Here is a 12471-nt window from a genome sequence, read left to right as displayed (position 1 = left end):
AGGCGGGAGAGAAGACGCGGAGGCCGCGGCGGGCCTTGCTCCCTCTCCCCTTGGGGAGAGGGCTGGGGTGAGGGCTGCGGCACCGAATCCACGACAGCTGTTTGCTAGCGCTGCAGCCCCCTCACCCTAACCCTCTCCCCAAGGGGAGAGGGGACAACGCGGCGCGTCGATGTATTGCTCCCTCTCCCCAAGGGGAGAGGGGACAACACTGGAGCGTCGTTCTCGCTCGCGCTAATGCTGCGGCGGCACCGCTATCTCGTGATACCGCCGATCGAAGTAGATCAACCCCTGCGCCGCGCCGCCGATCGCGATCGCCACCGCCTCGCAGAACAGCACGTCGTGCGTGCCCGCGCTCGTCGCATGCACCACGCGGCAGTCGAAGGACACGGCCGCGTCGTCGAGCATCGGCGAGCCCGTGGTCTTGCGGCTCCATTGCCCCGCTGCGAAGCGTTCGTCCATCGGCGTCTTGCCGCCGAACAACGCCGACAGCGACTGGTGTCCCGCCGCCAGCACGTTCACGCACAGCACGCCGTTCGCCTTGAACGCCGGATACACCGACGCCGACCGGTTGAGGCACACCAGCAGGGTCGGCGGCTCGTCGGTCACGCTGCACACGGCCGACGCGGTGAAGCCCGCGCGGCCCGCGGGCCCGTCGGTGGTGATGATGTTCACCGCGGCGCCCAGGCGTGCCATCGCGTTGCGGTAGTCCGCCTTGGGGAGGCCTTGCGCAAGGCCGGCGGGGTTCGGTGAAGCAGCGTGGGAAACCATGGCGTTCAGCATGTGCAATGACTCCGTCAGGCCAGCACGCACGCCTCGTCGAAAGGCAGGCGCGGCAGGCGCCCGAACACCTTCGACGCGTCGCCGTGGCCCAGGTTGATGAGGAAGTTGACGGTCCAGTCGGTGCCTTCGAAGAAGGCGGCGTCGACCTTCGCCTTGTCGAAGCCCGACATCGGCCCCGCGTCCAGGCCCACCGCGCGCGCGGCCAGCAACAGGTAGCCGGCCTGCAGGCTGGCGTTGCGAAACGCGGTCTCGTGCGCGGCCTCGGGGCTGCCGGTGAACCAGCTGCGCGCATCGGCATGCGGGAACAGCGTGGGCAGCTTGTCGTAGAACTTGCGGTCCCACGCGGCGATGACGGTGACGGGCGCGCTCAGGGTCTTCTCGAGGTTGCCCTTGGAGAGCGCGGGCGCGAGGCGTTCCTTGCCCTCTGGCGTGCGCACGAACACGAAGCGCGCGGGCGAGCAGTTGGCCGACGTGGGCCCGAGGCTCGCGAGCGCGTAGATCTGCTGCAGCTGCGCGTCGGTGACGGGTTCGTCGGTCCAGCCGTTGTGGCTGCGCGCGGCGGTGAACAGCAGCGACAGCGCCGCGTCGTCGAGCGTGGAAAGAGTGGCGGTGGTGGTCATGCGGCAACGGTGGATGTGGCGGGCGCGCTGGCCCGCGAAAGAAAGGCCAGCAGGGTGCTGTTGAAGGCATCGGCCTCGGTCACGCTGTGGGCGTGGCCGCCGTGCGCCATGAGGTTGAGCGTGGCGTTGGGCAGGCCGTCGGCCAGGCGCAGCGAGCAGGTCCAGGGCACGAGCACGTCGTCTTTCGCGGCGGCCACCAGGGTGGGCGCGGCGATGTCGCGCAGGCGCGCGTCGATGTCGAAGGCGCGCAGCGCGGCGATGCGCGTGCGCATGGTGTGCTCGCCGGGGAAGTGGGCGAAGGCATGGTCGACCTCGTCGGCCACGCGCTTGGCATGCGCGGCGCACCACGCGGCGGGGTACAGGAAGATGGGCTGCGCCTCCACGTACGCGCGCGGGCCGACGGCGCCCAGCAGCGCGAGCCGCGCATCGAAGCAGCGCGCCGAATGCGGGTTGGGCCTGGACCACGCGTTGACGAGCACCAGGCTGGCGATGCGCTCGGGCGTGTCGAGCGCCAGCTGCAGCCCGACGAGGCCGCCCAGCGCATGGCCCGCGAAGTGGCAGCGCGCGGTCTTCGTGGCATCGAGAATCTCGCGCACGTCGTTCGCCATGTCCGCGATGGCGTAGGCGTCGGGCAGCGTGCCGGGGCTGCGGCCGGTGGCGCGCTGGTCGTACGCGATCACGCGGTGGCCCGCGGCAATCAGCGCGCCCAGCTGCGGCTGCCAGAACCCGGCCGAGCCGCCGAGGCCCGACGACAGCAGCACGGAGGCAGCCGCATCGGAGGGGCCGTGCACCTCAAAGTGCAAAGACGTGGTTCGCGTCATTCGGCTCAGGCCTTCTTGCCCACGTGCGCGATCGAGGCGATCTCGACCAGCGCGTCGGGTTTCACCAGGCCGCACTGGATGCAGAAGCGCGCGGGCTTGGTGCCGGGAAAGAACTCGGCGTACACGGTGTTGATCTTCGCGTAGTCGGCCCAGTCCTTGATCATGATCTGGTTGAACGTGACGTCGTCCATGGTGCCGCCGGCGGCCTCGACCACGCCCTGGATGGTGGTGAGCACGTGGCGCGCCTGCGCGGCGGCGTCGCCGACGTGCACCACGTTGTTGTCCTTGTCGAAGGGCAGCGTGCCCGACACGTAGAGCACGCCATCGGCGAGCGTGCCGGGCACGTAGGGAGCGAGGGGAACGCCGGTGCCCGGCGGAATGATGGCTTGCTTGGGCATGAGGAAGGCTCCTTGGAAAGAATCAGGCGGTGGCGGCTTCGGCGCTCGTTTGCGCCGGGGCGGACTGTGCGATGGCGGGTTCAGGTTCAACGCCAGGCGCGAAGGTGCTGCAGAACTGCTGCACGGTGGAGACCCATCCGAAGAAGGTCTCCACGTTGTAGACCGAGGCCTTCTGGATGGCGGCCCCGCCGAGCTCGTGCGTGGCGTCTTCAAGCATTACCGCGAAGTACTCGAGGTGGAAGGCATCGCGCAGCGTCGACTCCACGCACACGTTGGTGGCAATGCCGGTGAACACCAGGTGGCGGATGCCGCGCGCGCGCAGCGTGCTGTCGAGCGTGCTGTTGAAGAAGCCGCTGTAGCGCGTCTTGGGCACGACGATGTCGCCGGCCTGCGGCTTCATCTGCTCGATGAGTTCGTAGTCCCAGCCGCCCTTGGCGAGGAACCTGCCCTGCAGCTCGGGCTTGGCGCGCATGGTCTTCAGTGCGTTCGACTTGTGCCAGTTGGGCGAGCCGGGGCCGCCGGCTTCCACGTACGCCGCGTCCCAGCCGTTCTGCAGGAACACGACCAGCATGCCGGCAGCGCGCGCCGCGGCAATGGCGCGCACGATGCCTTCGATGGTGCCCTGCGCGCCGGAGATGTCGAAGCCGGCCGAGTCGACGTAGCCGCCCAGCGAGGCATAGGCGTTCTGCATGTCGACCACGACCAGGGCCGAGTCGGTGGCGTGCAGCGCCAGCGGCTCGGGCCGCGCGGGCAGCACGAGCGGCGCGGGCGCCCCGGGCAGGCGCGGTGCGCCGACGGGCGTGGTGGAGGTGAGGGTGGTGTTTCGTGCGGGTGCGTTCATGCTCGTTCCTGGATCGATCCTGGATTGCGATGGCTCAGGCCGCGAGGCGTTCGGGCTCGGGCGCGACCTGCGAAGGCACCGGGCTCTGCACATGCGCGCGGCTCTTCATGAGCGGCTGGATGCGCTCGCCGAAGGCTTCCACGCCCTGCACGAAGTCGTCGAAGGTCAGCAGCACGCCTTCGGTGCCGGGCACTTCGGCCACCTCGTCGAGCATGCGCGCGACGCTCGCGTAGGAGCCCACGAGCGTGCCCATGTTGATGTTCACGGCCGAGGTCGGGTCGGCCATCTGGCGCACGTTGGTGTCGGCGCCCGACCTGGTGTCGGCCGCGCCCTGCTGGCCCAGCCACGCGATGGCCTCGTGGTCGGCGCCGGCCTTGTAGTGCTCCCACTTGGCGCGCGCGGCTTCGTCGCTTTCGTCGGCAATCACCATCATCAGCACGTAGGTGGTCACGTGGCGGCCGGTCTTGGCGGTGGCCTCGATGAGCTTCTCGGCGGCGGGCGCGAAGGCCTTGGGCGTGTTCACGCCCTTGCCGAAGCAGAAGTTGTAGTCGGCGTACCTGGCGGAGAACTCCATGCCGGCGTCGCTCTGGCCGGCGCAGATCACCTTCATGTCGGCCTGCGGCTGCGGGCTCATGCGGCAGTCGTCCATCTTGAAGTGCTCGCCCTTGAAGTCGGACTGGCCGGTGCCCCACAGGTCGCGCAGCACCTGGATGTATTCGCTCAGGTACGCGTAGCGCGTGCCGAAGAACTGGTCGCCGGGCCACATGCCCATCTGCGAGTACTCGGGGCGCTGCCAGCCGGTGACCAGGTTCAGGCCGAAGCGGCCGTTGGAAATGGAGTCGATGGTGGCCGACATGCGCGCCACGATGGCCGGCGGCATCACCAGCGAGGCGGCCGTTGCGTAGAGCTTGATCTTGCTGGTGACCGCCGCCAGGCCGGCCATGAGCGTGAACGACTCCAGGTTGTGGTCCCAGAACTCGGTCTTGCCGCCGAAGCCGCGCAGCTTGATCATGGACAGCGCGAAGTCGACGCCGTAGCGCTCGGCCTTCAGCGTGATCTGCTTGTTGAGCTCGAAACTGGGCTTGTACTGCGGGGCGTTTTCGGACAACAGCCAGCCGTTGTTGCCGATGGGAATGAAGATGCCGACGTTCATGGAAAGGCTCCTGTTGCGGGGTTTCGCAATGCCTTGCATGTGCCGTGCCAGATGAATTAACCGTTTTCAATCAAGCACTTAGGAGAATTCGAGTTCCAGGTTTTGACCAAATGGTCCAAAGTGGCGCAGACGAACGGCTCGGCCTGCGGCGGCGCGGTGCGCCAGGTGCCAAAGCGGTGCAGTGCCATCGTCACGGTCTGCGCGGCAGAATCACGCCATGCCCAAGACCCCACTCCGCGCCGCCGCGGCCATCGGCGGCACTGCCGACGACGTCGAGGCGGCCTTCTACGAAGCGCTGCAACGCGGCGACATCGATGCGCTGATGGCCTGCTGGGCCGACGAGGACGAGGTGTTCTGCGTGCACCCCGGCGGCCCGCGCCTGGTGGGCGCCGTGGCCATTCGCGCGGCCTTCGAGCAGATGTTCGGCAACGGCGCCATCCACGCCACGCCGGCGCGGGTGCGCAAGATCGAGTCGCTCGCCAGCGCCGTGCACAACGTGCTGGAGCGCATCGAGGTGCTCACCGCCGAAGGCCCGCGCCACGCCTTCGTGCTGGCCACCAACGTCTATCACAAGACCGCCCAGGGCTGGCGCCTGGTGGCGCACCATGCCAGCCCCGGCAGCGCGCGCGAGCCCGACGACGCGAACGACCCGCCCCAGACCCTGCATTGATGCCGTCCTTCGTTTCTTCATCCTCTGCTTCTTCTTCTGCTTCGCGCGGTGAGCCGCAGCCCGCGCTGGACTACACCGCGCCGCGCTGGCTGCCCGGCGGCAACCTGCAGACCATCTGGGCCGCGCTGTACGCGCGCCGCTTCGACGGGCCCGCACCCGTGTACCGGCGCGAGCGCTGGGCCGCGCCGGACGGCGACTTCATCGACGTAGACTTCGTCGTTGCGCCCACCGCGTCAACCGGCGCGCCGCTGCTGGTGCTGTTCCACGGCCTCGAAGGTTCGTCCCGCAGCCACTACGCCGAGGCCTTCGCCACCTTCGCCGCCGCGCACGGCATGGCCTTCGCGGTGCCGCACTTTCGCGGCTGCAGCGGCGAGCTGAACCTGGCGCCGCGCGCCTACCACTCGGGCGACTTCGAGGAAATCGGCTGGATCCTGGCGCGCATGCGCGCGCAGCACGTGGCCAAGGGCGGCGGCCCGGTGCTGGCCGCGGGCGTGTCGCTGGGCGGCAATGCGCTCATGCGATGGGCCTCGGAAGCCGGCGAAACCGCCTCGGGCGTGGTGAGCGCCGTGGCCTCGGTCTGCGCGCCGCTCGATCTCGCGGCGGGCGGCGAAGCCATCGGCCGCGGCTTCAACAAGCTGGTGTACACGCGCATGTTCCTCAACACCATGAAGCCGAAGGCGCTGGCCAAGCTGGCGCAGTTTCCGGGGCTGTTCGACCGCGAGCGGCTGCTGCAGGCGCGCAACCTGCACGACTTCGACAACGTGTTCACCGCGCCTCTGCACGGCTTTCGCGACGTGGCCGACTACTGGTCGCGCGGCTCGGCCAAGCCGCACCTGGCGTCGGTCCGCGTGCCCGCGCTGGTGGTCAATGCGCGCAACGACCCGTTCATTCCGGCCGACAGCCTGCCCGGGCCCGGCGAAGTCGGCGCGCATGTCACGCTGTGGCAGCCGGCGCAGGGCGGGCATGTGGGCTTTCCGATGGGGCCGCCGCCGGGGCATGTGCGCGGCATGCCGGAGCGCGTGGGCAACTGGCTGCGCCTGCATGCAGGCACGAGCAGCACAAGCGGCACAAGCGGCACATTGGCTGACGGCGCGCCCCCGCTCGCGGGAAGAGAATGACGCCATGGACGACATCGTCAAACAAGCATTGGCCAAATGGCCCAACGTGCCGCACTGCTACGGCTGGCTCGGCCTCGACGCGCGCGGCAACTGGTACATGCGCGACGACCGCACCCAGGCCGAGGGCCCGTTCCGCACGGCCAAGGGCTCGATGCTGCGGCACGACAAGCTGATCGACTTCATTCACCGCAACTACGAGCACGACGAGCAGGGCCAGTGGTTCTTCCAGAACGGGCCGCAGCGCGTGTACGTGGAGCTGGAGGCCGCGCCGCTGGTGTGGCGGGTATCGGAAGAGGGCGAGGACTTCGGTGTCGTGTCCCACACCGGCAAGGCGGTCGAGGTGTCGGGTTGCCTGCTCGACGAGCACGGCCGGCTCTACCTGTCGTCGCCGCTGGGGCTGGGCCTGGTGCACACGCAGGACGTGGGCATTGCGGCCGAGGCCGTCGAGCGCGGCCTGTGGGAGCCTGAGGCCGTGCAGGCCGCCGATTTGCCCGGCCGCTTCGGGCATGTGCTGAGCCCTGCCGAGCGGCACGCCGAACATGCCGCCGGGGCAAAGCCCGATGCCGCCAAGCCCTGAACGTCGCGGATTTCGACCAAAGAAAAAGCCGGCGCGAAGCCGGCTTTTTTACGAGTTTTGTTTGACCAGGGAAAACGCTTACTTGGCGGCTTCGCTGGCGGCCGGAGCCGCGGGAGCCGCAGGCGCCGCTGCGGAAGCCGCAGGGGCCGCAGCCGTTGCACCTGCCGCGCCCGAGGCACCTTCCGCGGGCGCCGCGGCGGCCGGGCGGTCCGGCACCGGGAACTTGGCGCCGCCGGCATTGGCCATGTACACCACGGCACGGCCCACTTCGAGGTCTTCGAAGTCGCCGCCACCCTGGGCCGGCATCGCGCCCTTGCCCTTCAACGCGTGTTCCAGCAGGGTGGCATAGCCCTGGCCGATGCGCGGGCCCCAGGCGGCTGCGTCCTGGAAGTGCGGCGCGCCAGGGATGCCGGGGGCACCGTGGCAGGTTGCGCACTGGGCCTTGAACACGGCCTCGCCGGTGGCCAGCGGGCGGTTGGCGTCGCGGATCTCGATGGCGCCGATCTTCTTCAGGCGCTCGGCCACTTCACGGTCGCGCGCTTCCTTCGTCACGCCGTAGAGCGCCATGTTGTCGCCCTCCGCGGTGCCGGCGGGCTTGTTGCCCGAGACCACGTAGGAGACAAGTCCCACGATGATCAGGATCGGTACGATGAAGGAGAAAAATACCGCCAGCAGCAGCTGCTTCGGGTTCTTGATGGGCCCGGTGTGGGCTTCTTCTGTGGCCTGGTAATGCGGGTCTGCGCTCATTGGCGTCCTCAATATCGGGGGCTCGTCGGGGGGCGTTTCCTAACCAACCGGCGATTATAGAGAGACCCCCCGCCCGAAGGGGGAAGGGGCCTACCCTTAGAGGACGCGCATTCGGCGCGCACGAAGTCGCCTCAGCTCTTCTGGTTCTTCTCGATCTGCTCGCGCGTGGCCCAGCCGCCACCCAGCGTCTTGTACAGCGTGACCTGGTTCTGCAGCTGCAACAGCCGCGTGGTCACGGCCGATTGCTGGGCCGTGAACAGCGAGCGCTGCGCGTCGAGCAGGTCGAGCGCGCTGGCGATGCCGTTGCGGTAGCGCAGGTCCGACAGCTTGAAGCGCACGCCTTCCGCGTCGGCCTGCGCACGCTGCGCGCGCACCTGCTCGCCCAGCGTGGCGCGGCCCGCAAGCGCATCGGCCACTTCGCGGAACGCCGTCTGCACCGACTTCTCGTACTGCGCCACCGCGATCTCGCGCCCGGCCTTGGCCGAGTCGAGCGTGGCGATGTTGGCGCCGGCGTTGAAGATCGGCAGCGTCACCGTGGGCGCGAACGACCAGGCCTTGGAGCCGCGGTCGAACAGGCCGGAGAACTCGGTGCTCGCCGTGCCGATGGAGCTGGTGAGCGACACGCGCGGGAAGAAGTTCGCGCGCGCCGCGCCGATGTTGGCGTTGGCCGCGATCAGCTGCTGCTCGGCGGAGCGGATGTCGGGCCGCTCGGCCAGCAGGTCGGAGGGGAGGCCGGCCGGCACGTCGGGCATCGGGCTGATGCCGTCCAGGCCCTTCGCCGCGGTCGTGCCGCCGGCGGTGGCATCGGCGGGCACCGGCGCGCCCAGCAGCAGCGCCAGCGCGTTCTCGTCCTGCTGGCGGGTGCGCAGTTGCTGCGCGTAGGCCGCGCGTGCGGTTTCCAGCAGCGAGTTCGCGGCCTGAAAGTCGAGCTCCGACGACACGCCGTTGTCGAAGCGCAGCTTGGTCAGGCGCACCGACTCTTCGCGCGTGCTGAGCGTCTGGCGCGTGATCTCGAGCAGCTCGTCGTCCGCCAGCAGCGTGAGCCAGCCGTTGGCGACCGAGGCGATCAGGCTGATCTGCACGGCCTTGCGGGTCTCGTCGGTGGCCAGGTACTGCGCCAGGGCTTGGTCCTTCAGCGCGCGGATGCGGCCGAAGAAGTCGAGCTCCCAGGCCGTGAAGCCGAAGTTGACGCTGTACTGCGACGACACGCTGCCCTGGCTCGGGTCGATCGCCTGGTAGGCGTTGGGGCTCGAGCGCGAGCCCGATCCCGTGAGGCCCAGCGCCGGGAACAGCGCCGAGCGCTCGATCTGGAACTGCGCGCGCGCCTGCTCGATGTTGAGCACCGACACCCGCAGGTCGCGGTTGTTAGCCAGCGAGGTCTGGATCAGGCCCGCCAGCCGCGCGTCGGTGAAGAAGTCCTGCCACGGCAGGCTGGCCGCGGCCTGGCCGGCCGGCTGTGTCGGGTCGCCCGGGTAGGTGGTCGGCACCGGCGCCGCGGGGCGCTCGTAGGTGGGAATCAGCGAGCAGCCGGCCAGCAGCAGGGCTGCGGCCAGGGCCGTCGGAATGAGTTTCTTGGTCATTGTTGGGGTTCCTCCACGATGCCTGCGGCTTCGGCGTGCCGCTTTTCGGCCTCGTGCTGTCGCGCGCTGCCCTTGAACAGCGTGCGCACGACCACGAAGAAGATGGGAACGAAGAACACGGCCAGCGCGGTGCCGGTGATCATCCCGCCGATCACGCCGGTGCCGATGGCACGCTGGCTGGCCGAGCCCGCGCCGGAGGCGAGGAACAGCGGCAGCACGCCCAGCCCGAAGGCCAGCGAGGTCATCACGATCGGGCGGAACCGCAGGTGGGCCGCGGTGAGCGCCGCTTCCACGACGCCCTTGCCCTGCGCCTGCAGGTCTTTCGCGAACTCGATGATCAGAATTGCGTTCTTCGCGGACAGGCCGATGATGGTGATCAGGCCCACCTGGAAGTACACGTCGTTCGAATACGAACGCAGCATGGTCGCCAGCAGCACGCCGATGACGCCCAGCGGCACCACCAGAATCACCGCCAGCGGAATCGTCCAGCTCTCGTACAGCGCGGCCAGGCACAGGAACACCGCCAGGATCGCGAAGCCGTAAAGAATGATCGACTGCGAACCCGCGAGCTTTTCCTCGCGCGACTGGCCGGTCCACTCGAAGCCGAAGCCCGGGGGCAGCTGCGTGGCGAGCTTTTCCATCTCGGCCATTGCCGCGCCCGTGCTGAAGCCGGGTGCCGCGTCGCCGCTGATGCGGATGGCCGGGTAGCCGTTGTAGCGCACCGTCTGCGTGGCGCCCTTGACCCACTTGGTGGTCGCGAAGGCCGCGAGCGGCACCGGCAGGCCCTGGCCGTTGGGGGCCGTCAGCTTGAGCAGGTCGTCGGGCTGCATGCGGGCGGGCGCGTCGGCCTGCACCACCACGCGCTGCAGGCGGCCGCGGTTCGGAAAGTCGTTCACGTAGCTGGAGCCCAGCGCGGTCGACAGCGTCGAGTTGATCGCGTCGAAGGTCACGCCCAGCGCGTTGGCCTTGTCGCGGTCGATGTCGATCTGCAACTGCGGCGCGTCTTCCAGGCCGTCGGGGCGAACCTGCGCCAGGATCTTGCTCTGCCCGGCCATGCCCAGCAGCTGGTTGCGCGCGTTCACGAGCGCCTCGTGGCCCGCGCCCGCGCGGTCCTGCAGCCGGAAGCTGAAGCCGGTGGCGTTGCCCAGTTCGGGAATGGGCGGCGGGCTCAGCGGGTAGATGAAGGCGTCCCGAATGCCCGACAGCGCACCGAAGGCACGCCCGGCCAGCGCGCTGGCGGAGTGGGCCGGGTCCTTGCGTTCGTCCCAGTCCTTCAGCGTCACGAAGGCGAGGCCGGCGTTCTGGCCCTGGCCCGAGAAGCTGAAGCCCATCACGCCCACCATGCTCTGCACTTCAGGCTGCTTCAGGATGAAGCCTTCGACCTGCTGCATGACCGACAACGCACGCTCCTGCGTGGCGCCTGGCGGCAGCTGCACGTTCACGATGATGTTGCCCTGGTCTTCCTGCGGCAGGAACGAGCTGGGCAGGCGCATGTAGGCCACCACCACCGCGCCGATGATCGCCGCGTAGATGATGAGGTAGCGCGCCGCGCGGCGCAGCAGGCGCGAGACCACGCTTTCGTAGCCCTTGGCCGTGCGCGTGAACACCCGGTTGAACCAGCCGAAGAAGCCGCGCTTCTCGTGGTGGTGGCCGGCTTCCACCGGCTTGAGCAGCGTGGCGCACAGCGCGGGCGTGAGCGACAGGGCCATGAAGGCCGAGAACGCGATCGACGCCACCATCACCGCCGAGAACTGGCGGTAGATGTTGCCGGTGGAGCCCGCGAAGAACGCCAGCGGCACGAACACCGAGATCAGCACCACGGTCACGCCGATGATGGCGCCCGAGATCTGCTTCATGGCCTTGCGCGTGGCTTCGAGCGGCGACAGCCCCTCCTCGCTCATGATGCGCTCGACGTTCTCCACCACCACGATGGCGTCGTCCACGACGATACCGATCACCAGCACCATGCCGAACATGGTCAGCACGTTGATCGAGAAGCCCAGCGCCAGCAGCGTGGCGAAGGTGCCCAGCAGGGCCACCGGCACCACGATGGTCGGGATGATGGTGTAGCGCCAGTTCTGCAGGAAGATGAACATCACCACGAACACCAGCGCCACGGCTTCCAGCAGCGTCTTGACCACTTCGGTGATCGAGATGCTCACGAAGCGCGAGCTGTCGTACGGAATGGCCCACTTCACGCCCTGCGGGAAGTACTTGGACAGCTCGTCCATCTTCGCGCGCACGGCCTTGGCCGTCTGCAGCGCGTTGCCCGTGGGCGTCTGCTGCACGCCCACGCCCACGGCCGGCTGGCCGTTCAGGCGCGCCGAGGTGGCATAGGCCTGGCCGCCCAGCTCCACGCGGGCCACGTCCTTCAGCCGCACGGTCGAGCCGTCGGTGTTGGCGCGCAGCACGATTTCCTTGAACTGGTCGACGTTGGCGAGCTGGCCGTTCACCACCACGGTGGCGGCGATGGCCTGGCCGGGCACGTTCGGCAGGTCGCCGATGGTGCCGGAGGCCACTTGCGCGTTCTGCGCCTTGATGGCGTTGTTCACGTCCAGCGGCGACAGGTTGAAGCCCTGCAGCTTGGCCGGGTCGATCCAGATGCGCATCGCGTTCTCGGTGCCGAACAGCTGCGCCTGGCCCACGCCGGGAATGCGCTGCAGTTCAGGAACGATGTTGCGCGAGGCGTAGTCGCCCAGCGCCACCGGGTCGTAGGCCGGGTTGTCGGACGACAGGATCGTGAACAGCAGGAAGTTGTTGCGCGACTTGTCCACGCGCACGCCCTGCTGCGTCACCGTGGCCGGCAGGCGCGGCGTTGCGCGCGACAGCCGGTTCTGCACGTCCACCTGTGCCAGGTCGGGGTCGGTGCCCTGCTCGAAGCTGATCGTGATGGTGCCGGTGCCGTCGGCTTGCGCCACCGATTCCATGTAGATCAGGCCCGGCGAGCCGTTCATTTCGCGTTCGATCACGGACAGCACGCTGTCCTCGAGCGTCTGGGCCGACGCGCCGGGGTAGGCGGCGTTGATCACGATGGCCGGAGGCGCCACCGGTGGGTACTGCGAGATCGGCAGCTGCGTGATGGCGACACTGCCCATCACCAGGATGAACAGTGCGATCACCCAGGCAAAGATCGGGCGGTCGATGAAGAATTTGGCCATGCGGGCGC

The 12471-nt window shown here is 68.8% G+C and carries 12 protein-coding genes; 3 read left to right on the top strand and 9 right to left on the bottom strand.

The genetic code is table 11. From position 1 onward, the window contains the following. Nucleotides 1-231 precede the first annotated feature (231 nt). Genes rutF through rutA form a run of 6 tightly spaced genes read right to left on the bottom strand, consistent with a single transcriptional unit; the run spans nt 232 to nt 4613 of the window. A complete protein-coding gene (gene rutF / locus AB6807_RS08335) occupies nt 232-780 on the bottom strand; it encodes an NADH-dependent FMN reductase RutF (protein WP_371084220.1) in 549 nt (182 codons plus the stop codon). 14 nt (nt 781-794) lie between these two features. Next, nucleotides 795-1400 (bottom strand): malonic semialdehyde reductase, encoded by a 606-nt coding sequence (locus tag AB6807_RS08330; protein WP_371084219.1) that lies wholly within the window; start codon nt 1398-1400, stop codon nt 795-797. Next, nucleotides 1397-2221, bottom strand: a complete 825-nt coding sequence (rutD, locus tag AB6807_RS08325; protein WP_371084218.1) for a pyrimidine utilization protein D — start codon at nt 2219-2221, stop codon at nt 1397-1399. The genes AB6807_RS08330 and rutD overlap by 4 nt, the downstream gene beginning before the upstream one ends. 5 nt (nt 2222-2226) lie before the next feature. Then, the gene (gene rutC / locus AB6807_RS08320) at nt 2227-2619 is read right to left on the bottom strand and encodes a pyrimidine utilization protein C (RefSeq protein WP_371084217.1); all 393 of its coding nucleotides are present in this window, start codon (nt 2617-2619) and stop codon (nt 2227-2229) included. Nucleotides 2620-2641: 22 nt separating this feature from the next. Continuing rightward, nucleotides 2642-3460: a pyrimidine utilization protein B gene (rutB, locus tag AB6807_RS08315; protein WP_371084216.1), complete on the bottom strand. Its 819-nt coding sequence runs from the start codon at nt 3458-3460 to the stop codon at nt 2642-2644. Between the two features lie 34 nt (nt 3461-3494). Further along, a complete protein-coding gene (gene rutA, locus AB6807_RS08310) occupies nt 3495-4613 on the bottom strand; it encodes a pyrimidine utilization protein A (RefSeq protein WP_371084215.1) in 1119 nt (372 codons plus the stop codon). A gap of 217 nt (nt 4614-4830) precedes the next feature. Between rutA and AB6807_RS08305 the strand changes: the two genes are divergently transcribed. The 3 genes from AB6807_RS08305 to AB6807_RS08295 all read left to right on the top strand — a co-directional run bounded on the left by AB6807_RS08305 (nt 4831) and on the right by AB6807_RS08295 (nt 6978). Then, nucleotides 4831-5283, top strand: coding sequence for a nuclear transport factor 2 family protein (locus tag AB6807_RS08305; protein WP_081266065.1), 453 nt, complete (start codon nt 4831-4833; stop codon nt 5281-5283). A 65-nt stretch (nt 5284-5348) separates the two neighbouring features. Then, the gene (locus tag AB6807_RS08300) at nt 5349-6401 is read left to right on the top strand and encodes a YheT family hydrolase (RefSeq protein WP_371084710.1); all 1053 of its coding nucleotides are present in this window, start codon (nt 5349-5351) and stop codon (nt 6399-6401) included. 4 nt (nt 6402-6405) lie between these two features. Further along, nucleotides 6406-6978 (top strand): DUF2946 family protein, encoded by a 573-nt coding sequence (locus AB6807_RS08295; RefSeq protein WP_371084214.1) that lies wholly within the window; start codon nt 6406-6408, stop codon nt 6976-6978. Between the two features lie 78 nt (nt 6979-7056). Here the strand turns inward: AB6807_RS08295 and AB6807_RS08290 are convergent, their stop codons facing one another. The 3 genes from AB6807_RS08290 to AB6807_RS08280 all read right to left on the bottom strand — a co-directional run bounded on the left by AB6807_RS08290 (nt 7057) and on the right by AB6807_RS08280 (nt 12463). Beyond that, nucleotides 7057-7725, bottom strand: a complete 669-nt coding sequence (locus tag AB6807_RS08290; RefSeq protein ID WP_371084213.1) for a cytochrome c5 family protein — start codon at nt 7723-7725, stop codon at nt 7057-7059. A 131-nt stretch (nt 7726-7856) separates the two neighbouring features. Beyond that, nucleotides 7857-9305: an efflux transporter outer membrane subunit gene (locus AB6807_RS08285; RefSeq protein WP_116913498.1), complete on the bottom strand. Its 1449-nt coding sequence runs from the start codon at nt 9303-9305 to the stop codon at nt 7857-7859. Further along, nucleotides 9302-12463, bottom strand: a complete 3162-nt coding sequence (locus AB6807_RS08280; RefSeq protein WP_116913497.1) for an efflux RND transporter permease subunit — start codon at nt 12461-12463, stop codon at nt 9302-9304. The genes AB6807_RS08285 and AB6807_RS08280 overlap by 4 nt, the downstream gene beginning before the upstream one ends. Nucleotides 12464-12471 lie beyond the last annotated feature (8 nt).

Source organism: Variovorax sp. RCC_210 (assembly GCF_041355175.1).
Lineage (GTDB): Bacteria > Pseudomonadota > Gammaproteobacteria > Burkholderiales > Burkholderiaceae_C > Variovorax.
Note: the sequence above shows the minus strand (reverse complement) of the source record. Positions and strands in the feature narration are given on the sequence as shown.

Bases quoted from the DNA above. Each gene is read 5' to 3' on its own strand.
- rutF (WP_371084220.1), bottom strand. From the start codon at position 780: ATGCTGAACGCCATGGTTTCCCACGCTGCTTCACCGAACCCCGCCGGC.
- AB6807_RS08330 (WP_371084219.1), bottom strand. From the start codon at position 1,400: ATGACCACCACCGCCACTCTTTCCACGCTCGACGACGCGGCGCTGTCG.
- rutD (WP_371084218.1), bottom strand. From the start codon at position 2,221: ATGACGCGAACCACGTCTTTGCACTTTGAGGTGCACGGCCCCTCCGAT.
- rutC (WP_371084217.1), bottom strand. From the start codon at position 2,619: ATGCCCAAGCAAGCCATCATTCCGCCGGGCACCGGCGTTCCCCTCGCT.
- rutB (WP_371084216.1), bottom strand. From the start codon at position 3,460: ATGAACGCACCCGCACGAAACACCACCCTCACCTCCACCACGCCCGTC.
- rutA (WP_371084215.1), bottom strand. From the start codon at position 4,613: ATGAACGTCGGCATCTTCATTCCCATCGGCAACAACGGCTGGCTGTTG.
- AB6807_RS08305 (WP_081266065.1), top strand. From the start codon at position 4,831: ATGCCCAAGACCCCACTCCGCGCCGCCGCGGCCATCGGCGGCACTGCC.
- AB6807_RS08295 (WP_371084214.1), top strand. From the start codon at position 6,406: ATGGACGACATCGTCAAACAAGCATTGGCCAAATGGCCCAACGTGCCG.
- AB6807_RS08290 (WP_371084213.1), bottom strand. From the start codon at position 7,725: ATGAGCGCAGACCCGCATTACCAGGCCACAGAAGAAGCCCACACCGGG.
- AB6807_RS08285 (WP_116913498.1), bottom strand. From the start codon at position 9,305: ATGACCAAGAAACTCATTCCGACGGCCCTGGCCGCAGCCCTGCTGCTG.
- AB6807_RS08280 (WP_116913497.1), bottom strand. From the start codon at position 12,463: ATGGCCAAATTCTTCATCGACCGCCCGATCTTTGCCTGGGTGATCGCA.